The 20,213-nt window shown below is 69.6% G+C and carries 18 protein-coding genes and 1 pseudogene; 9 read left to right on the top strand and 10 right to left on the bottom strand.

What is annotated here, in order from left to right:
• Nucleotides 1–22: 22 nt before the first annotated feature.
• The gene (locus OTB20_RS00515) at nucleotides 23–1,492 is read right to left on the bottom strand and encodes a CCA tRNA nucleotidyltransferase (protein WP_267814421.1); all 1,470 of its coding nucleotides are present in this window, start codon (nucleotides 1,490–1,492) and stop codon (nucleotides 23–25) included.
• 187 nt (nucleotides 1,493–1,679) lie between these two features.
• On the opposite strand from OTB20_RS00515, the gene OTB20_RS00510 reads away from it, so the two are divergent.
• From OTB20_RS00510 to trxA, 7 genes are all read left to right on the top strand, one after another.
• Nucleotides 1,680–3,950: a DUF6049 family protein gene (locus OTB20_RS00510; protein ID WP_267814420.1), complete on the top strand. Its 2,271-nt coding sequence runs from the start codon at nucleotides 1,680–1,682 to the stop codon at nucleotides 3,948–3,950.
• 46 nt (nucleotides 3,951–3,996) lie between these two features.
• Nucleotides 3,997–6,174: a murein biosynthesis integral membrane protein MurJ gene (murJ, locus tag OTB20_RS00505; protein ID WP_267814419.1), complete on the top strand. Its 2,178-nt coding sequence runs from the start codon at nucleotides 3,997–3,999 to the stop codon at nucleotides 6,172–6,174.
• Nucleotides 6,175–6,291: 117 nt separating this feature from the next.
• Nucleotides 6,292–8,022: a protein kinase family protein gene (locus OTB20_RS00500; RefSeq protein WP_267814417.1), complete on the top strand. Its 1,731-nt coding sequence runs from the start codon at nucleotides 6,292–6,294 to the stop codon at nucleotides 8,020–8,022.
• A gap of 24 nt (nucleotides 8,023–8,046) precedes the next feature.
• Nucleotides 8,047–8,748, top strand: coding sequence for an RNA polymerase sigma factor SigM (gene sigM, locus OTB20_RS00495; RefSeq protein ID WP_267814415.1), 702 nt, complete (start codon nucleotides 8,047–8,049; stop codon nucleotides 8,746–8,748).
• Nucleotides 8,745–9,689: an anti-sigma factor family protein gene (locus OTB20_RS00490; RefSeq protein WP_267814414.1), complete on the top strand. Its 945-nt coding sequence runs from the start codon at nucleotides 8,745–8,747 to the stop codon at nucleotides 9,687–9,689. Before sigM ends, OTB20_RS00490 begins: the two co-directional genes overlap by 4 nt.
• A gap of 124 nt (nucleotides 9,690–9,813) precedes the next feature.
• Nucleotides 9,814–10,773, top strand: a complete 960-nt coding sequence (gene trxB, locus OTB20_RS00485) for a thioredoxin-disulfide reductase (protein WP_267814413.1) — start codon at nucleotides 9,814–9,816, stop codon at nucleotides 10,771–10,773.
• Between the two features lie 52 nt (nucleotides 10,774–10,825).
• Nucleotides 10,826–11,167: a thioredoxin gene (trxA, locus tag OTB20_RS00480; protein ID WP_267754545.1), complete on the top strand. Its 342-nt coding sequence runs from the start codon at nucleotides 10,826–10,828 to the stop codon at nucleotides 11,165–11,167.
• A gap of 109 nt (nucleotides 11,168–11,276) precedes the next feature.
• On the opposite strand, the gene OTB20_RS00475 is transcribed toward trxA, so the two are convergent.
• From OTB20_RS00475 to rpmH, 9 genes are all read right to left on the bottom strand, one after another.
• On the bottom strand, nucleotides 11,277–11,894 hold the full coding sequence (locus OTB20_RS00475) for a GNAT family N-acetyltransferase (RefSeq protein ID WP_267754546.1): 618 nt from the start codon (nucleotides 11,892–11,894) through the stop codon (nucleotides 11,277–11,279).
• Between the two features lie 101 nt (nucleotides 11,895–11,995).
• Nucleotides 11,996–13,090: a ParB/RepB/Spo0J family partition protein gene (locus tag OTB20_RS00470; RefSeq protein WP_267814412.1), complete on the bottom strand. Its 1,095-nt coding sequence runs from the start codon at nucleotides 13,088–13,090 to the stop codon at nucleotides 11,996–11,998.
• Nucleotides 13,087–14,178, bottom strand: coding sequence for a ParA family protein (locus OTB20_RS00465; protein WP_267814411.1), 1,092 nt, complete (start codon nucleotides 14,176–14,178; stop codon nucleotides 13,087–13,089). Before OTB20_RS00465 ends, OTB20_RS00470 begins: the two co-directional genes overlap by 4 nt.
• A 264-nt stretch (nucleotides 14,179–14,442) precedes the next feature.
• A complete protein-coding gene (rsmG, locus tag OTB20_RS00460) occupies nucleotides 14,443–15,153 on the bottom strand; it encodes a 16S rRNA (guanine(527)-N(7))-methyltransferase RsmG (protein ID WP_267814689.1) in 711 nt (236 codons plus the stop codon).
• Nucleotides 15,154–15,304: 151 nt separating this feature from the next.
• Nucleotides 15,305–15,814 (bottom strand): protein jag, encoded by a 510-nt coding sequence (locus OTB20_RS00455; protein WP_267814410.1) that lies wholly within the window; start codon nucleotides 15,812–15,814, stop codon nucleotides 15,305–15,307.
• A gap of 15 nt (nucleotides 15,815–15,829) precedes the next feature.
• On the bottom strand, nucleotides 15,830–16,936 hold the full coding sequence (yidC, locus tag OTB20_RS00450) for a membrane protein insertase YidC (RefSeq protein ID WP_267814408.1): 1,107 nt from the start codon (nucleotides 16,934–16,936) through the stop codon (nucleotides 15,830–15,832).
• Between the two features lie 3 nt (nucleotides 16,937–16,939).
• Nucleotides 16,940–17,221, bottom strand: coding sequence for a membrane protein insertion efficiency factor YidD (gene yidD / locus OTB20_RS00445; RefSeq protein WP_076043740.1), 282 nt, complete (start codon nucleotides 17,219–17,221; stop codon nucleotides 16,940–16,942).
• The gene (gene rnpA / locus OTB20_RS00440) at nucleotides 17,218–17,592 is read right to left on the bottom strand and encodes a ribonuclease P protein component (protein WP_267814406.1); all 375 of its coding nucleotides are present in this window, start codon (nucleotides 17,590–17,592) and stop codon (nucleotides 17,218–17,220) included. The genes yidD and rnpA overlap by 4 nt, the downstream gene beginning before the upstream one ends.
• Before the next feature lie 22 nt (nucleotides 17,593–17,614).
• Entirely contained in the window at nucleotides 17,615–17,752 is a 138-nt protein-coding gene (gene rpmH / locus OTB20_RS00435) for a 50S ribosomal protein L34 (protein WP_112448007.1), read from the bottom strand.
• Nucleotides 17,753–18,114: 362 nt separating this feature from the next.
• Here rpmH and dnaA (OTB20_RS42680) point away from each other — a divergent pair.
• A pseudogene (gene dnaA / locus OTB20_RS42680) lies at nucleotides 18,115–18,666 on the top strand (chromosomal replication initiator protein DnaA); the annotation flags it as partial.
• Nucleotides 18,667–18,699: 33 nt separating this feature from the next.
• Complete coding sequence (dnaA, locus tag OTB20_RS00430) at nucleotides 18,700–19,938, top strand: chromosomal replication initiator protein DnaA (protein WP_267814688.1); 1,239 nt, start codon at nucleotides 18,700–18,702, stop codon at nucleotides 19,936–19,938.
• The last annotated feature ends 275 nt before the right edge of the window (nucleotides 19,939–20,213 follow it).

The raw sequence follows: 20,213 nt of genomic DNA, 5'->3' as shown, positions 1-20,213 counted from the left end.
TTCACGTGAAACATCGGCCCTCTCAGGCTTCCTGCGCGGCCCACCACTCCTTGAGGGCGGCGACCGCCGCGTCGTGCTCCAGCGGACCGTTCTCCAGCCGCAGCTCCAGCAAGAACGCGTAGGCCTTGCCGATCACCGGGCCGGGGGCCACGTCGAGCACCCGCATGATCTCGTTGCCGTCGAGGTCGGGCCGGATCGCGTCCAGCTCCTCCCTCTCCTGCAGCTGGGCGATGCGCTCCTCCAGCCCGTCATAGGTGCGCGAGAGAGCGTTCGCCTTGCGCTTGTTGCGCGTGGTGCAGTCGGAACGGGTCAGCTTGTGCAGGCGGTCCAGCAGCGGACCGGCGTCGCGGACATAGCGCCGCACGGCCGAGTCGGTCCACTCCCCGTCCCCGTAGCCGTGGAAGCGCAGATGCAGCTCCACCAGCCGGGACACGTCCTTGATCATGTCGTTGGAGTACTTGAGCGCGGTCATGCGCTTCTTGGTCATCTTCGCGCCCACCATCTCGTGGTGGTGGAAGGAGACCCGCCCGTCGCTCTCGAACCGGCGGGTCCGGGGCTTGCCGATGTCGTGCAGCAGGGACGCGAGCCGCAGCACCAGGTCCGGGCCGTCCTGCTCCAGCGCGATCGCCTGTTCCAGCACGATCAGCGAGTGGTCGTAGACGTCCTTGTGCCGGTGGTGCTCGTCGCTCTCCAGCCGCAGCGCCGGCAGCTCCGGCAGCACGTGGTCCGCCAGTCCCGTGTCCACGAGGAGGCCCAGGCCCTTGCGGGGGTGCGCGGCCAGCAGCAGCTTGTTCAGCTCGCCCTGGACCCGCTCGGCCGAGACGATCTCGATGCGGGCGGACATCTCCGTCATCGCCGCCACCACGTCCGGGGCGACCTCGAAGTCGAGCTGGGCGGCGAAACGGGCCGCCCGCAGCATCCGCAGCGGGTCGTCGGAGAAGGAGTCCTCGGGCGTACCCGGGGTGCGCAGCACGCCCGCCCGGAGGTCCTCCAGGCCGCCGTGCGGGTCAACGAACTGCTTCTCGGGGAGCGCGACGGCCATCGCGTTCACCGTGAAGTCGCGGCGGACGAGGTCCTCCTCGATGGAGTCGCCGTAGGAGACCTCGGGCTTGCGCGAGCTCCGGTCGTAGGACTCCGAACGGTAGGTGGTCACCTCGATCTGGAAGCTTCGGTCAGCGTCTCCGACACGGGCGGCCTTCTGCGCACCGACCGTACCGAAGGCGATGCCGACGTCCCAGACCGAGTCGGCCCACGGCCTGACGATCTTGAGGACCTCCTCGGGGCGGGCGTCGGTGGTGAAGTCGAGATCGTTGCCGAGGCGCCCGAGCAGCGCGTCGCGGACGGACCCGCCGACCAGGGCGAGGCGGAAACCCGCCTCCTGGAAACGGCGGCCGAGCTCGTCGGCGACAGGGGCGATCCGCAGCAGTTCGCTCACCGCGCGGGCCTGCCCGTGATTCAGGACACTGGGGTTGTCTTCGTTGGCGTTCGGCACAACAGAAAAGGGTACGTGCCCGGCCCGCCCGGAGCTCCCGTGTTTTGGCGCCACCCCGGCCCACGGCCGCGCCGGGGCGGACCCGATCATGTGGAGCAAGGCGCGGCACTCGCGCACAGCGGGCCTCGTTACCATGCGTGGACGCACAAACGACGACCACTGACACTCCGAGGGACGGGCGAGCGCGTTGGCCGAGGCGGCAGACATCCAGGGGGCACCCCTCGCTCCTGCCCGGCGGCGCTGGCTGCGGCGGGCGGTCGTCCTGCTCGCCGGGACGCCGGTGCTCGCCGGCCTGGTCTACTCGCCCGCCCCTGAAGCCCAGGCCGCCGACACGGCGGCCGCCGCCGTCGACGTCCAGCTCGACGACCTGGCGCCGAGCGCCCCGGTCAAGGGCGACACCCTCACCATCTCGGGGACCGTGGTCAACAACGGCCGCGAGAAGATCACCGACGCGCACGTGGGTCTGCGGGTCGGGCCGGCGCTCGGTGACCGCAGCTCCATCGACGAGGCCGCGGAGCGTGGCGGATTCCGGGCGGGCACCGACCCGGCGGAGGTCGGCGCCGAATTTGCCGTGAAGATCGATTCGCTGCCCTCGAAGGTCAGCCGGCCGTTCACCCTCAAGGTTCCGGTGAGCAAGCTGGACCTGGACAAGGACGGCGTCTACCAGCTCGGCGTCTCCCTGTCCGGAGAGACCGAGAGCCGGCAGTACGAGCGGGTCCTCGGCATCAAGCGGACCTTCCTGCCCTGGCAGCCGGAGGCCGCCGCCAAGCGTTCCCAGCTCGCGTACGCGTGGCCGTTGATCTCCACCACGCACTTGACGTCGGAGACCGGGTCGGACGAGCTGCAGACCCCCGTCTTCCTCGACGACAGCCTCGCCGACGAGCTGAGGCCCGGCGGCCGCCTGGAACAGATGGTGGCCCTCGGCAAGGAGCTGCCCATCACCTGGGTCATCGACCCGGATCTGCTCTACACCGTCGACGCCATGACCAAGGGCTACCGGGTCCGCACCCCCGAAGGCCGGACCGTCCTCGGCAAGAACAAAGCCCTCGCCGAGCAGTGGCTCAGCTCACTGGAAAACGCCGTCCGGGGCAAGAAGGTCGTCGCGCTGCCCTTCGCGGATCCGGACATCGCCTCGCTCGCCCACCACGGCAAGGACGTCTCCGGCACCCTGGGGCAGCTGCGACCCGCCACCGACAAGGCGAAGCAGGCCGTCGAGACGGTCCTGCACGTCCCCGCGACCACCGACTTCTCCTGGCCCGTGGACGGAGCGATCGACCCGTCGATCGTCAATGTGGCGACGTCGGCCGGTGCCCACAACGTCCTGACCCGCAGCGACAGCCTCCAGGAGACCGGCGCCCTCGGCTACACCCCGTCGGCCGCGCGGCCCATCGGCGCGGGCACCACGGCCGTGGTCGCGGACGCCGATCTCTCCACCGCCTTCCAGGGCGACATGCTCCGGTCCGGGAACGCCACCCTCGCGGTGCAGCAGTTCCTCGCCCAGACCCTCGCCCTGAACCTGCAGAAGACCGACAACCAGCGCAGCTTCGTCGTCGCTCCGCAGCGGATGCCCAGCTCCAGCCAGGCGCAGACGATGGCCGCCGCCATACGGGCTCTGCAGTCGGGCCGCTGGAGCCAGGCCGTGGACCTGGAGGCGGCGGCCGCAGCGACGCCCGACCCCCGCGCCGCCACCCAGGTGCCGGGAGCCGGCCAGTACCCCGGGGCGCTGAGCAAGCAGGAACTGCCGGTCTCCGCCTTCGAGAAGATCCGCGCCACCGAGACGACCCTCGACCACTTCAAGGTGATCCTGACCGCGCCCGACCGCGTCGAGATCCCCTTCGGCAACACCACCAACCGGGAGATGTCCACCTCCTGGCGTGGCCGCCCCGATGCGGCTTGGGACTACCGGGACCAGGTGCAGCGGTACCTGATCCGGCTCACCGACAAGGTCAAGCTCATCCCGAAGTCCGATGCGACGCTCTCCGGACACAGCGCGACCATCCCGGTCAGCGTCCAGAACAGCCTCGTCCAGGACACCCACAACCTGGTCCTGCGGGTGCGGTCCGCCAACCCGACCCGGCTGATGTTCGGCGACAGCGGGGAGGATCAGCGGGAAGTCGCGATCCAGGGCGGGCACAGCCAGACCGTGAAGTTCGACGCCAACGCAACCGCGAGCGGCCCGGTCGAGGTGACGGCGCAGCTCTTCACCACGGACGGCGTGCCCTACGGGAAGGCGCGCAAGTTCACCGTCGAGGCCACCGAGGTGACCCCCACCGTCATGCTCGTCATCGCGGGCGGGGTCCTCCTGCTCGTGCTGGCCGGCATCAAGATGTACGCCAGCCGCAAGCGCGTCGCAGCACGCGCCGCCGCCGAGGAGAGCACGCAGCAGAGTGACGAGTCCCCGGACACCGGACCGCAAAGCGCGGACCCGTCCGGCACGGGTGAGACAGTGGACCGTTGAGCGACGCCGTGGCCGGTCGGCCTGGGGACGATGAGGTGGGGTTTCGATGAACGCGCCGTACGAAGGTGACCGCGCGCAGGGCACTGGCGGGCCCGCGCCCTCCCAGGGCACTGCCCCCGGCACCCCGGTGCCGGGGCAGGTTCCCGCGCCCGCGCCCGCGCCGGACCACGACCCTTATGTCCATGACGCCTACGCCTACGACCCGTACCGGGCGCAGGACCTGTCCGCCCAGGACCCGGTGGCGGAAGTCCTGTACGACCGGGCCTCGCACCCGCCGCCACCGCCCGGCACCTTCCAGGAGCCCGGTCCGCTCTACGCGGCCCCGCCGGCCCCCTCGTACTCCCCGGACCCGCGGGTATGGGCCCAGACCCCTCCGCCCGAGCCGGACGGTCCGTCCCGGCACCTGCCGTACGGCGACCACGCCACGACCACACAGTTCGTCGGTGTGGACTCCCTCGTGACCAAGGCCACCGACCAGGAATCCCGTCCCGATGCCTTCGCGCACCTCTACCGGGACCAGGACGCGGCGCCCCGCACCCCCGCGGAGGACGCGCCCGTGGCCGCCCCGGCGCCGAGCAAGCCCGCCGGACGCGCCTCCAGCCTGCTCAAGTCCAGTGCCCTGATGGCCGCCGGCACCATCGTCTCCCGCATCACCGGCTTCATGCGGACCCTGGTGATCGCCGGGGCGATCGGCGTCGCCACCCTCAACGACAGCTACCAGGTCGCCAACACCCTGCCGACGATGATCTACGTCCTGGTCGGCGGAGGCGCCCTCAACGCCGTCTTCATCCCGCAGCTGGTGCGCGCGATGAAGAACGACGAGGACGGGGGGGAGGCGTACGCCAACCGGCTGCTGACCCTCGTCATGGTGCTGCTGGGCGCCGTCACGGTGGTCTGCGTGCTCGCGGCCCCGCTCTTCATCGGCATGATGTCGCAGAAGATCGCCGACGACCCGCAGCGCCTGGACGTCGCCGTCGCCTTCGCCCACTACTGCCTGCCCACCATGTTCTTCATGGGCGTGCACGTGGTCCTCGGTCAGATCCTCAACGCCCGAGGCCGGTTCGGCGCGATGATGTGGACCCCGGTCCTCAACAACATCGTCGTCATCGCCACCTTCGGTGCCTTCATCTGGGCCTTCGGAGGCTTCACCACCACGGGCGTCACCGAGGCCGGCATCACCCCCGACGGCGTCCGCCTGCTGGGCCTGGGCACCCTGCTCGGCCTCGTCGTCCAGTCCCTGGCGATGGTTCCCTACCTGCGCGACGCCGGCTTCAGGCCGCGCCTGCGCTTCGACTGGAAGGGCCACGGCCTCGGCAAGGCCGCCGGCCTGGCCAAGTGGACGTTCTTCTTCGTCCTCGCCAACCAGCTCGGCCTCATCGTCGTCACCCAGCTCGCCACCTGGGCGGGCGAGGTGGCCGACAAACAGGGCCACGGCGGTACCGGCATCACCGGCTACAACTACGCCCTGCTGCTCTGGCAGATGCCGCAGGCCATCATCACCGTCTCCGTCATGACCGCCGTCCTGCCGCGCATCTCCCGGTCCGCCCATGACGGCGACGCAGCCGCCGTGCGTGACGACATCTCCTACGGACTGCGCACCTCGGCCGTCGCGATCGTGCCCTGCGCCTTCGCGTTCCTCGCCCTGGGCGTTCCGATGGCCGGCCTGCTCTACGCCGGTTCCGGCACGCAGAGCGCCCAGAACATCGGGTTCATCCTGATGGCCTTCGGCCTCGGACTGATCCCGTACTCCGTCCAGTACGTGGTCCTGCGCGGCTTCTACGCCTACGAGGACACCCGGACGCCCTTCTACAACACGGTCATCGTCGCCGCCGTCAACGCGGGCATGTCCGCCGTCGCCTTCTTCGTGCTCCCCGCCCGCTGGGCCGTCGTCGGCATGGCCGCCGCCTACGGCCTCGGCTACGCCGTGGGCGTCGGGGTCGCCTGGCGCCGACTGCGCACCCGCCTCGGCGGCGACCTCGACGGGGTGCACGTGATGCGCACTTATACCCGGCTCATCGGCGCCTGCGTCCCCGCTGCCGCCGTGGCCGGCGCCGTCGCCTTCGCCGTCCTGCACTTCATCGGCAGCGGAGCCCTCGGCTCCCTCACCGCTCTGGTGGCCGGCGCCATCTCACTGGCGGCGGTGTTCCTCGTCGCCGCCAAGCGGATGCGCATCGAAGAACTCAACGCCATGGTCGGGATGGTCCGCGGACGCCTGGGACGCTGATGCGTACAACCTTCGCCCTCGCTGGCGTGTCGTGCACATCGGTGGACTGTGGGCACAATTGGCATGGCTTCGCAGACTGGCCGACAGCGCGCAACGGATGGGGAGGCGGGGACGACGGTGGCGGAACGTAGCACGGCTGCCGTCGACGTGGCCGACAACAGCGGCGACGAGCCGCTGGCCGCGGAGACGGCCCAGGCCACGACCGACGGGGTGGACACCCAGAACGGACGAGCCGCGGACGGAACCATGCCCGAGAAGGACGGCGACCGCAGGAACCCGGCACCCGCTGCCGCGCCCGAGTTGCACAGCGGCCACAAGCTGGCCAGACGCTACCGGCTCGAAGAATGCGTCACCCGTCTGGACGGATTCAGCAGCTGGCGTGCGATGGACGAGAAGCTGCGCCGGGCCGTGGGCGTCCACCTGCTGCCGGCCGACCACGCGCGGGCCAGAGCCGTCCTGGCCGCAGCCCGCTCCTCGGCCCTGCTCGGCGACCCCCGGTTCGTCCAGGTCCTCGACGCCGTGGAGGAGAACGACCTCGTCTACGTCGTCCACGAGTGGCTCCCCGATGCCACGGAGCTCACCGCGATCCTCGCCGCGGGCCCCATGGAACCGCACGAGGCCTACCAGCTCGTCAGCCAGATCTCCCAGGCCATGGCCGCCGCACACCGCGAAGGCCTTGCGCACCTGCGGCTGACCCCCAGCGCGATACTGCGCACCTCCACGGGCCAGTACCGAATCCGCGGCCTGGCCGTGAACGCCGCCCTGCGCGGCATCACCAGCGAGACCCCGCAGCGCGCGGACACCGAGGCCATCGGCGCCCTCCTGTACGCCTCGCTGACCCAGCGCTGGCCGTACGAGAACGACGCCTACGGCCTCACCGGCCTGCCCAAGGGCGTCGGCCTGATCGCACCCGACCAGGTCCGCGCGGGCGTGCACCGTGGTCTGGGCGAGCTGGCCATGCGCGCCCTCGCCAACGACGGGGCCACCGCCTCGCGCCAGGAACCCGCCTGCACCACCCCGGAGGAACTCTCCAAGGCCGTGGCCGCGATGCCCCGCATCCGGCCGCCGGAGCCCACGTTCACAGCGCCTCCGGAGTACCAGCACACGACCTACCAGCAGGGCAGCTACGGCCGGCCCCAGGGCCCCGGGCTGCCCAGCGCGCAGGTCCTCAGCATCGCGCCTCCGCCGCCGCCCCTGCAGAGCCGTACCGGCCGGGTCCTCAAGTGGGGTGTCGCGGCCCTCCTGATCGCCGCGCTCGGGCTGGGCAGCTGGCAGCTCGCCGACGCCCTGCTGGACCACAGCACCCAGGGCAGCAGCGGCAGCAACCAGAACTCGAGCCCGAAGGCCGACGAGGCACCCGACAAGAAGGAGCCCGCCCTTCTCCCCGTCAAGGGCGCCGCCGAGTACTACCCCGACGGCAAGCCCCAGGATCTCGAGGGCGCCAAGAACACCTTCGACGAGGACACCTCCACCTACTGGCGCACCAGGTACTACCTCGACGGCCCCGACATGACCCCGGGCTTCAAAGCGGGCCTCGGCGTCGTCTACGACCTCGGCTCCGAGCAGGACGTCAGCGAAGCCTCGATAGCGCTGAAGTACGCGGGCGACCACACCACCGTCTCGCTCTACAAGGCCTCCTCCCTGTCTTCGTCGGCGCCGCTCGGATCGATGGACAAGATCGTCACGAAGAGGACCTCGTCCAGCACTCTCAAACTGACCACCGAGAACCTCAAGGCCCGCTACGTGCTCGTCTGGATCACGGCGATGCCGAAATCGCCCGCGGATCCGTCGACCGGGAGCGGGGCCGGATTCAAGCAGGCCATCGCGGAAGTGAAGTTCACGGGCTGACGACAGCAGGGGAGGGGCCCACCGTTGGACGAAGCCACACCCGACGGCCGCAGTGATCAGGAGCTCCTGTCGCTGCACGCCGCCGGAGACCCGGATGCCTTCGGTGAGCTCGTACGCAGGCACCGCGACCGGCTGTGGGCCGTGGCCCTGCGCACCCTCGGCGACCGCGAGGAAGCCGCCGACGCCGTGCAGGACGCCCTGGTATCCGCCTACCGCGCCGCGCACACCTTCCGCGGGGAATCCGCCGTCACGACCTGGCTGCACCGCATCACCGTGAACGCCTGCCTGGACCGGGCCCGCAAAGCCGCCTCCCGCAGGACGTCCCCGATGGACGACACGGAGCGTCTGGAGCGGCTCCTGGAGCCCCACGAATCCGCCGAGGCCCCCGCGGAACGCCAGGACCTCCACCGGCAGCTACTGGCCGCCCTGAGGACCCTCCCGGCCGATCAGCGGGCGGTTCTGGTCCTCGTCGACATGCAGGGCTACCCCGTCGCGGAGGCCGCCCGCATGCTCGACGTCCCCGTCGGCACCGTGAAGAGCCGCTGCGCCCGCGGCAGGGCGAAACTCGTCCCGCTCCTCACTCATCTGCGCACGCGGACCGGGGATAACACCGACACCGAGCGGGGAAGGAACCGGACACCGGGGACAACCGTCCCACCGACGGCAGACCCCGGGAACACGGTCCCGGATCCCAACGCAGTGAAGGGCGGAGGTGGACGAGCGTGAGCGCCACGACCGGCACGATCGGGCACCCCGACGTCTCGGAGATCTCCGAGCTGACGGAAGGCCTCCTCTCCCCGTCCCGTACGGCGGAGGTCCGCAGCCACCTCGGCGGCTGCCCCCTGTGCGCGGACGTCCGCGCCTCCCTGGAAGAGATCCGGTCCCTGCTCGGCACCCTTCCCGGCCCCGCCCGGATGCCCGCCGACATCGCCGGCCGGATCGACGCGGCCCTCGCCGCCGAAGCACTGCTCGACGCCTCCACCCCGCACGGGGCGCCCGGGCCCGGCCGCCCGGCCGAGGCGGCCGACGGGAGCCCCGGTCCCGACGTTTCACGTGAAACCTCCGCCGCCCCGCTCGGTGAGACCGGCGCCCTGCGCCCTTCCGGTCACCCGGCCGGCCCAACCGGCCCCGGACGGCGACGTGCACGCCGCCGGATCGCGATCGCGGGCGGTCTGCTCGCGGCCTGCGCCGCCGGCATCCTGGTGTCCGGACTCATCTCCGGCGACCACCCCACGCGGGACATGTCCGCGCGGAGCGACGCTGCCACCGCCCAGTCCAGGTCCGGTGCGAACGCGTACACCGCGCAGGGACTCCCCGGCACGGTGCGGGAGCTCCTCGCGTCCGCGGGCCCGGGAAACAAGGCCACGGGAAAGGAGAACAACACCTTCGGAGTGGAGAACAGCGCTCCGGCGGACCCGAGCCTCGCCCCCGCCGACGGCGGAGCGCCCCGGGCACCGGCCTGCGTACAGGAAGCCACCGGCCGCCCCGACAGCCCGCTGGGCTTCGAGCGCGGCACCTACGAGGGCAAGGACGTCTTCCTCATCGTCCTGCCCCACCCCGGCGACTCCTCCGTGGTGGATGCCTATCTCGTCGGCTCCGCCTGCGTCAACGACCCCTCGGCCCCTGCCGGGAAGCCCCTGCTGACCAGCACTTACCCCCGGAGCTGATCCAGTCCTCAGCTTGTTGGACGGCTCGGGAATGCAAGCGCCGTAGGATCCGTTGGGTGGGGTGAGAGTTCACACCGGCGCCCCGATAGGCAGCAGGCAGTCCGCAGAGACGAGGAAGTAACCCGTGAGCGACGTACGAAACGTGATCATCATCGGCTCCGGGCCGGCTGGGTACACGGCCGCCCTGTACACCGCACGTGCTTCGCTCAAGCCCCTGGTCTTCGAAGGCGCGGTCACCGCGGGTGGCGCGCTGATGAACACCACCGAGGTCGAGAACTTCCCCGGTTTCCAGGACGGCATCATGGGGCCTGACCTCATGGACAACATGCGCGGCCAGGCCGAGCGCTTCGGCGCCGAGCTGGTCCCGGACGATGTCGTGGCCGTGGACCTCACCGGTGAGATCAAGACCGTCACCGACACCGCCGGCAACGTGCACCGCGCCAAGGCCGTGATCGTGACCACCGGGTCCCAGCACCGCAAGCTCGGCCTGCCCAACGAGGACGCGCTCTCCGGCCGCGGTGTCTCCTGGTGCGCCACCTGCGACGGCTTCTTCTTCAAGGACCACGACATCGTCGTGGTCGGCGGCGGCGACACCGCGATCGAGGAAGCCACCTTCCTCTCCCGGTTCGCCAAGTCCGTCACGATCGTCCACCGTCGCGACTCCCTGCGTGCCTCCAAGGCCATGCAGGACCGTGCCTTCGCCGACCCGAAGGTCAAGTTCGCCTGGGACAGTGAGGTCGCCGAGATCCACGGCGAGCAGAAGCTCACGGGCCTCACCCTGCGCAACACCAAGACCGGTGAGACCTCCGAGCTGCCCGTGACCGGTCTCTTCATCGCCGTCGGCCACGACCCGCGCACCGAGCTGTTCAAGGACCAGCTGGACCTCGACGCGGAGGGCTACCTCACGGTCAACGCCCCGTCCACCCGCACCAGCCTCCCCGGTGTGTTCGGCGCGGGCGACGTCGTGGACCACACCTACCGTCAGGCCATCACCGCCGCGGGTACGGGCTGCTCCGCGGCCCTCGACGCCGAGCGCTTCCTCGCCGCCCTCGCGGACGCCGAGAAGGCGCACGCGACGGTCTGACACCCTGAAGCAGCACACACCCCAGTCCCCGCAGGAAAAGAAGGAGGCCGCTGTGGCCGGCACCCTCAAGACCGTCACCGACGCAAGCTTCGATGACGACGTCCTCAAGAGCGACAAGCCCGTCCTGGTGGACTTCTGGGCCGCCTGGTGCGGTCCGTGCCGCCAGATCGCTCCGTCGCTCGAGGCCATCGCCGCCGAGTACGGCGACCAGATCGAGATCGTCAAGCTCAACATCGACGAGAACCCGGAGACGGCCGCCAAGTACGGCGTCATGTCCATCCCGACGCTGAACGTCTACAAGGGCGGCGAGGTCGCCAAGACCATCGTCGGTGCCAAGCCCAAGGCCGCCATCCTGCGCGACCTCGCGGACTTCGTCGAGGTCAAGCCCGTCTGACGCAGCATCGCCCAGTGATATGGGACCGGGGCCGCCCCCTGCCGGGAGCGGCCCCGGTCCCATGTCCTGGAGCGGACGGCCTCCAGCGGGCCGGCCCCGAGCGGCCATCTCACAGCGGGCGCAGCGCCGGTTCCTTCCGGGCGGCGCCCAGCAGCCGGTCCAAGGCCAGTTCCACGTCTTCCTTCCAGGACAGCGTGGACCGCAGCTCCAGCCGCAGCCGGGGGCGCGTCGGATGGGGGCGTACCGTCTTGAAGCCCACGGACAGCAGATAGTCCGCCGGCAGCAGACAGGCCGGGCCTTCCCACCGGGTATCACCGAACGCCTCGATCGCCCGGAAACCCCTGGTCAGCAAGTCCTTCGCCACCGTCTGGACCAGCACCCGCCCCAGCCCCTGGCCCTGGTACCCGGGCATGATCCACGCGGTGATGAGCTGTACGGCGTCCGGGGAAACCGGGCTGGTCGGGAACGCGGTCGCACGCGGCACGTAGGCCGGCGGCGCGTACAGGACGAATCCCACGGGGACCTCGTCCACATAGACCACCCGGCCGCACGAGCCCCACTCCAGGAGGACGGCGGAGATCCACGCCTCTTTCTCCTGGGCAGAGTTGCCCGCCTTCACGGCGGCCCCGCCGCTGACGGGGTCCAACTCCCAGAAGACACAGGACCGGCAACGCCGCGGCAGCTCTTGAAGGTTGTCCAGCGTGAGCGGTACCAGCCGACGACCCATGACCGCATCGTATCCACAGCTCGAATCACCCGAAACCGCAGCAAGGCAAAGGGGCGGATCCCGCCGGCTCACACCGGCACGAACCGCCCCCAGGTTGTGCGTTACTCCCCGGCGGTGCCCTGGTCCAGCACGCGGCCCTCGCCCGGAGCCAGGGTCCCCAGAATCCGCTCCAGGTCCTCCATCGATGCGAACTCGACGGTGATCTTGCCCTTCTTCTGGCCCAGATCCACCTTCACCCGCGTCTCGAACCGGTCCGACAACCTCGTCGCCAGCTCGTTGAGCGCGGGGGAGACCCGGGCGCCCGCTCGCGGCCCCTTCGACTTCGCCGCGCTCGGCGAGTCCGCCGCCATCAGCGCCACGATCTCCTCGACCGCACGCACCGAGAGGCCCTCGGCCACGATCCGGTGGGCCAGCCGGTCCTGCTCCTCGGAGTTGTCCACCGAGAGCAGGGCCCGTGCGTGCCCGGCCGACAGCACACCCGCCGCCACCCGCCGCTGCACGGAAGGGGAGAGCTTCAGCAGGCGCAGCGTGTTCGAGACCTGCGGACGGGAACGCCCGATCCGGTCCGCCAGCTGGTCGTGCGTGCATTTGAAGTCCTGGAGCAGCTGGTCGTACGCGGCAGCCTCCTCCAAGGGGTTCAGCTGGGCCCGGTGCAGGTTCTCCAGCAGCGCGTCCAGCAGCAGCTTCTCGTCGTCCGTGGCCCGGATGATCGCCGGAATACGGTCCAGACCGGCCTCCCGGCACGCCCGCCAGCGCCGCTCGCCCATGATCAGCTCATAGCGGCCCGGGCCGGACTGGCGCACCACCACCGGCTGGAGCAGGCCCACCTCTTGAATGGAGGTCACCAGCTCGGCCAGCGCGTCCTCGTCGAAGACCTCGCGCGGCTGCCGCGGGTTCGGCGTGATGGAGTCCATCGGGAGCTCCGCGAACGTCGCCCCCGCCACCTCGCCGCTCTCCGGAGCGACGGTCGGCGCCGGCACGCTCACGGACTCGGCCACCGTCGATGTTTCACGTGAAACATCGGCCCGCGGAAGCGCCGCCAGCTTCGCGGCCGCGACACCCCGCTCCGACGGCAGGACCGGCATCGCCGACGGAGACGTCGACCCGGCACCGATCACCGGCGGCATCTTCTCCTGGGGAGCCGCGGGAATCAGCGCGCCGAGCCCCCGCCCCAGACCCCTACGTCGCTCACTCACTGGATACCCTCCGCCATGCTCTGCGTGTTGTTCGTGCCCGCACCCTGGTGGGGGTGCTGGGGGTCGTACTGGAATCCGGCCCCGCGCAGCGCGATCTCCCGCGCCGCCTCCAGATAGGAGAGGGAGCCGCTGGAACCCGGGTCATAGGTCAGCACCGTCTGCCCGTAGCTCGGAGCCTCGGAGATGCGGACCGACCGCGGGATGCTCGTGCGCAGCACCTCCTTGCCGAAGTGGGTGCGCACCTCCTCCGCCACCTGCGAAGCCAGCCGGGTCCTGCCGTCGTACATCGTCAGCAGGATGGTGGAGACGTGAAGCGTGGGGTTCAGGTGGGCCCGCACCAGGTCGACGTTGCGCAGCAGCTGGCCCAGTCCCTCCAGCGCGTAGTACTCGCACTGGATCGGGATCAGCACCTCCGCGCCCGCGACCAGGGCGTTCACCGTCAGCAGGCCCAGCGAGGGCGGGCAGTCGATCAGGATGTAATCGAGCGGCTGCTCGTACGCCTGGATGGCCCGCTGGAGACGGCTCTCGCGTGCCACCAGGGACACCAGCTCGATCTCGGCGCCCGCCAGGTCGATCGTGGCAGGTGCGCAGAAGAGCCCCTCCACGTCGGCCACCGGCTGGACGACCTCCATCAGCGGGCGGCTGTCGACGAGTACGTCGTAGATGGACGGCACGTCCGCGTGGTGGTCGATGCCCAGGGCCGTCGAGGCGTTGCCCTGCGGGTCGAGGTCGACCACCAGGACCCGCGCACCGTGCAGGGCCAGGGATGCGGCCAGGTTCACGGTCGACGTGGTCTTGCCCACGCCGCCCTTCTGGTTGGCCACCACCATGATCCGGGTCTGCGGGGGCCTGGGCAGGCCCTCACCCGCACGGCCCAGTGCCTCGACCGCGATCTGGGCGGCCCGGCCAATGGGGGTGTCCTCGTTGTCGACTAGCGGCGGGGCCGATGTTTCACGTGAAACATCGTCGCCCGGTGATTCAGATCGGGGACCGGGGACCGGATCGGCCATCGGCCCCGCAAGGTTGGCGTCTGACCGCACGGTGTCACTCTCCTCGGCATCAGGCTCGCGATGAACAGAGCCTGCCATGCCGCCGGGGTCACGAACCAGCGGGGCCCGTACTCCTGTGGATGAATCCACCGATGTGGACAACTCCGTCCCCCCTTCGTCCTTGCGGAGACGGGGGGACGTGGCCGCACGACTGCGGCTGATGATTCCGTGCAGCAGAGAGGGACGTTTCACGTGAAACACGATGCCCGGACGGAGCCATCCGGCCGCTACGACACTCCGAAATCCATACCTATAGGGCTCAACACCCCTGCGATATGCCTGCGAGCAAGGCCGGACAAGGGCTCAGCGCCGCCGGCGCGTACGGCTCACCCGGGCGGCCTTGGCCCGCTTCGCCGCGAAGCGCACCCCACCGGGGCTTTCCCCCACCTCGACCCGCACCACGGTGGAGAGCGGGTCCACGACCCCCTCGCCGACGTGCAGCACCGAGGTCTTCACCACACCGAGCTTGGTCAGTGCGGCCTTCGCGGCCACCAGTTCCTCCTCGGCGGTATCGCCCTTCAGCGCCAGCATCTCGCCGTACGGACGCAGGAGGGGCACACCCCAGCCGGCGAGCCGGTCCAGCGGGGCCACCGCGCGCGCGGTCACCACGTGCACCGGCTGGAGCTTGCCGAGAACCTCCTCGGCCCTCCCGCGGACCACGGTCACATGGTCGAGCCCCAGCAGCTCCACGACCTCCTGGAGGAAGTTCGTGCGGCGCAGCAGCGGCTCCAGCAGGGTGATCTTCAGGTCCCTGCGCACCAGGGCCAGCGGAATGCCGGGCAGGCCGGCACCCGAACCCACGTCGCACACGGTGACGCCTTCGGGCACCACTTCCGAGAGCACGGCACAGTTCAGCAGATGCCTCTCCCACAGCCGCGGCACCTCGCGCGGCCCGATCAGGCCCCGCTTGACACCCGCGTCCGCCAGCAGCTCCGCGTACCGCACAGCTTCCGGGAGATGCTCACCGAACACCGCAAGCGCCTCTTCAGGTGCCTGGGGCGCGTCTTCGGGCATCGGGGGAAGCTCAGCTGCCTCCGTCACGGGGACCGTCCTTCCGTACCGCATGGTTGTGGCGTGCCGTACCGCGGGCCACGTCATCACTGCCAGGCTGACAAAGATCGGCCCCGCCTGCGAGACAGACGGGGCCGGACACTCAGACTTCCGGTCAGACCGGAAGCACGACGACGAAGCGCTGCGGCTCCTCGCCCTCGGACTCGCTGCGCAGACCGGCGGCCGCCACGGCGTCGTGGACGACCTTCCGCTCGAAGGGGGTCATCGGAGCCAGCTTCAGGGGCTCGCCGGACGTCTTCACGTCCTCGGAGGCCTTGGCACCGAGCGCCGTCAGTTCCTCGCGCTTCTTCGCCCGGAAGCCGCCGATGTCCAGCATCAGCCGGCTGCGGTCCCCGGTCTCCCGGTGCACGGCGAGACGGGTCAGCTCCTGCAGAGCTTCCAGCACTTCGCCGTCACGGCCCACGAGCTTCTGCAGGTCACGCGCGGATTCGCTGACGATGGAGACAGAGGCGCGGTCCGCCTCGACGTCCATGTCGATGTCGCCGTCCAGGTCGGCGATGTCCAGCAGACCCTCAAGGTAGTCGGCCGCGATCTCACCCTCCTGCTCGAGGCGGGTCAGGGTGTCGCCACTCTCAGCGGCGGCGGTGGTGGTGCCTTCCGTCACGGGAGGGACTCCTTCTTACTTCTTGGGAGAGGGCTTGCTGGGGGGCGTCTGACGCTGCGACTTCGACTGCCGCTTGGGCTGCTGCCGCTTCTGGGCACCGCCACCGGAAGCATCGGCGTCGACGGTCGCCTCGACGCTCTTCACCACGGAGCCGTCCGCCTGCGCGGCCATGCCCTGCTTGCTCAGAGCGGTGATGAACTTGCGCTCGTTGTCGTTGCGGTCCGGGCCCTTGGCCACGATGGCCGCGACGATCTTCTTCTTGCCCCGGCCCCTGAGCGCACCGTGCGCACCGACCTGCTTCAGCAGACGTGTCAGGTACTGGTCCTGGGCCAGGCTGCCCGGGGTGGGGTTCCGGCTGATGACGAACATCTGCTGGCCCATGGTCCACAGGTTCGTGGTCAGCCAGTAGACGAGGACACCGACGGGGAAGTTGATGCCCATGACCGCGAAGATCAGGGGGAAGACGTACATCAGCATCTTCTGCTGCTGCATGAACGGCGTCTTGACCGAAAGGTCGACGTTCTTCTGCATCAGCTGGCGCTGCGTGTAGAACTGCGACAGCGACATCATCACGATCATGATCGCGGTGACGATCCGCACGTCGGTGATCGTGGCGCCCAGGGCCGCGACCTTGTCGGCGCTGTCCGTGAACTTGGAAGCCAGCGGAGCGCCGAAGATGTGCGCGTTACGCGCGCTCTCCAGCAGCGGGCCGTCGATCTCGCCGATCGGCTTGCCGTTGGCGATGCCGGCGAGCACGTGGTAGAGCGCGAAGAAGAACGGAGACTGCGCCAGGATGGGAAGGCACGAGGAGAGCGGGTTGGTACCCGTCTCCTTGTACAGCTTCATCATCTCTTCGGACTGGCGCTGCTTGTCGTTCTTGTAGCGCTCCTGGATCGCCTTCATCTTCGGCTGGATCGCCTGCATGCCGCGCGTTGCCTTGATCTGCTTCACGAAGAGCGGAATCAGGCAGATGCGGATCAAGATCACCAAGGAGACGATGGACAGGCCCCAGGCCCAGCCACTGTCCGCGCCGAACATGGCGCCGTACACCTTGTGGAACTGAACGATGATCCACGAGACAGGTGTGGTAATAAAACTGAACAAACCGGCAAGCGTGTCCACTAATCAGGCTCCTTGAGCATTGCGAGATCGACGCAACGCACTGCGCAGCTGCTCGTGCCAACGCGGGCGTTTACGGGGTGGGACATGATCCACACCGCCGGGGGACCACGGATTGCACCGCAGGATCCGCCAGGCGGTCAGAGCCGTCCCCTTCACCGCACCATGCCGGTCGATGGCCGTGTACCCGTAGTGCGAACACGAGGGGTAGTAGCGGCACACCGGCCCGAGCAGCGGACTGATGGTCCACTGGTACAGCTTGATCAATGCGAGCAGCGGGTACTTCATCGAGCGACGCCTCCCATGAGCCGCAGCAATGCGGCGTCAAGGTCCCGGGCCAGCTCGTCGAGACCGGCATCACCCGCTCCGGGCAGAGCCCGTACCACCATCAGGCTACCTTCGGGCAGCTGAGACAGCCGCTCGCGGACGAGATGGCGCAAACGGCGCTTGACCCGGTTGCGTACGACAGCGATGCCGACAGCCTTGCTGACGACGAAACCCGCACGCGTCGAGGGATCGATCTCCCCCGGCGCGTGCGGGTCCGTTGCACCGCTTGTACGTAGGTGGACGACGAGGAGCGGGCGACCAGCCCGACGACCTCGACGTACCGCGCTCGCGAAGTCCTCGCGCCGCCTCAGCCGATTTTCGGGAGACAGCACGACGTCACGATCCGCCTGTCAGTTACGCGGAAAGGGCGCTGCGGCCCTTGCCACGGCGGTTCGCGAGGATCGCGCGACCGGCACGGGTACGCATCCGCAGGCGGAAGCCGTGGGTCTTGGCACGACGGCGGTTGTTCGGCTGGAAGGTGCGCTTGCTCACTCGGGGGCTCCAGAGAATAAATCGTTGTGGCGGGACATCGCCTGGCTGTCACCGTGCGCCCACGAGGAGAAATAAATACTCGCGTGTTCGCCCGTGCGGCACCGCTAAACGATCACATCAGTGATCTCGCCCATCGGTAGGCAGGCGGCAGCAGCCATCGACAACTCGACCTCGTTACGGTACGCGCGGCTACGCCATCCGGTCAAACCGAGGCGGCGGTGCCCCACACTGTGCACAGGCTGTGGACAACGACTTGAACCGTACCCGTCGGCCTGACTACCGTTGACTGACCCCGGATCTTTTGTCCCGCCCGTCCCAAAGAACCACACATTCGTGGGACCCCCTCTGAGAGAGCGTGCCCTGTGGCTGACGTACCTGCCGATCTTGCCGCAGTGTGGCCAAGGGTGCTCGAAAAGCTCCTCGGGGAGGGACAGAACAGCATCGAGCCCAAGGACAAGCAGTGGGTCGAGCGTTGTCAGCCCTTGGCCCTGGTGGCCGACACCGCGCTGCTTGCCGTCCCCAACGAGTACGGCAAGCGCGTCCTCGAAGGCCGGCTGGCCCCGCTCATCAGCGATGCCCTCAGCCGTGAGTGCGGACGCCCGATCCGGATCGCCATCACCGTCGACGACTCCGCCGGCGAGCCCTCGCCCCCGGCCCCGTCCTCTTCTCGCGACGGCTACGAGCCGTACGGCGGCCAGCGCACCGGCGGTCACACCGGACCCGGCGGCCAGACCGGTCCCGGCGGTCATACCGGCCACGGCGGCCACTCCGGCCCCGCGGACGACCAGCTCCCCACCGCCCGCCCCGCCTATCCGGACTACCAGCAGCCGCGCTCCGAGCCCGGCGCCTGGCCCCGCGGCGGCCAGCAGGACGACTACGGCTGGCAGCAGCCCCGCCTCGGCGGCTTCCCCGACCGCGACCCGTACGCCTCCCCGCAGCCGGGCTACATGCAGCAGTCCGAGCCCTCCTCCTACGACCAGGGCTCCTACGAACAGCAGAAGTACGAGCAGCAGCAGTACGAGGGCCAGCAGCAGCGCTCCTCGCGCCCCTACGAGCAGCAGCAGTACGAGCAGCAGTCCGCCCCGCGGCCGGTGCCCAGCCGGCCCGCACCCTCGGCCCCGTCCGGCGGTTCCACCTCGGGCCCGCTCGAGCCGACCGCCCGGCTGAACCCGAAGTACCTCTTCGACACCTTCGTCATCGGCGCCTCCAACCGCTTCGCGCACGCCGCCGCGGTGGCCGTAGCCGAGGCGCCGGCCAAGGCGTACAACCCCCTCTTCATCTACGGGGAGTCGGGCCTCGGCAAGACGCACCTGCTGCACGCCATCGGGCACTACGCGCGGAGCCTCTACCCCGGCACCCGGGTGCGGTACGTGAGCTCCGAGGAGTTCACCAACGAGTTCATCAACTCGATCCGCGACGGCAAGGGCGACGCGTTCCGCAAGCGCTACCGCGAGATGGACATCCTGCTCGTCGACGACATCCAGTTCCTCGCGAGCAAGGAGTCGACGCAGGAGGAGTTCTTCCACACCTTCAACACGCTGCACAACGCCAACAAGCAGATCGTGCTCTCCTCCGACCGGCCGCCCAAGCAGCTCGTCACCCTGGAGGACCGGCTCCGCAACCGCTTCGAGTGGGGCCTGATCACCGACGTCCAGCCGCCCGAGCTGGAGACCCGGATCGCGATCCTGCGCAAGAAGGCCGTCCAGGAGCAGCTCAACGCCCCGCCGGAGGTGCTGGAGTTCATCGCCTCCCGCATCTCGCGCAACATCCGCGAGCTCGAGGGGGCGCTGATCCGGGTCACGGCCTTCGCGAGCCTGAACCGGCAGCCGGTGGACCTGGGCCTGGCCGAGGACGTACTGAAGAACCTGATCCCCGGCGGCGAGGACAGCGCGCCCGAGATCACGGCGACGGACATCATGGCCGCCACCGCCGACTACTTCGGGCTCACCGTGGACGACCTGTGCGGCTCCTCGCGCAGCCGCGTGCTGGTCACCGCCCGTCAGATCGCCATGTACCTGTGCCGGGAGCTCACGGACCTCTCGCTGCCCAAGATCGGGGCACAGTTCGGCGGCCGCGACCACACCACCGTCATGCATGCGGACCGCAAGATCCGCGCTCTGATGGCGGAACGCCGCTCCATCTACAACCAGGTCACGGAGCTCACCAACCGCATCAAGAACGGCTGACACGGGCACTGTGCGCGGGCCGTACGGGCGTCGTCGAAGCCCCCATAAACGCTCTCAGAGGGCGCTCCCGGGTCACTTAGGGGGCGCCCTTCTTCATGCGTGCGCTCCCAACTTGTTCGAATACGCCCCCTGGAGGGCAACTCATCCACAGATTTGGCGACTTTCTTCCGTCCACAACCTGGGGACAGCCCGCGGCGCCCACAAAACTGTCTACAGGGCCCAGGCGTGAGACATCATCAGGGCTGGTCAGACCCCTGTGGAATTGTGCGCAACCG

It is taken from the genome of Streptomyces sp. H27-H1, from assembly GCF_026627445.1.
Classification (GTDB): Bacteria; Actinomycetota; Actinomycetes; order Streptomycetales; family Streptomycetaceae; genus Streptomyces.
Note: the sequence above shows the minus strand (reverse complement) of the source record. Positions and strands in the feature narration are given on the sequence as shown.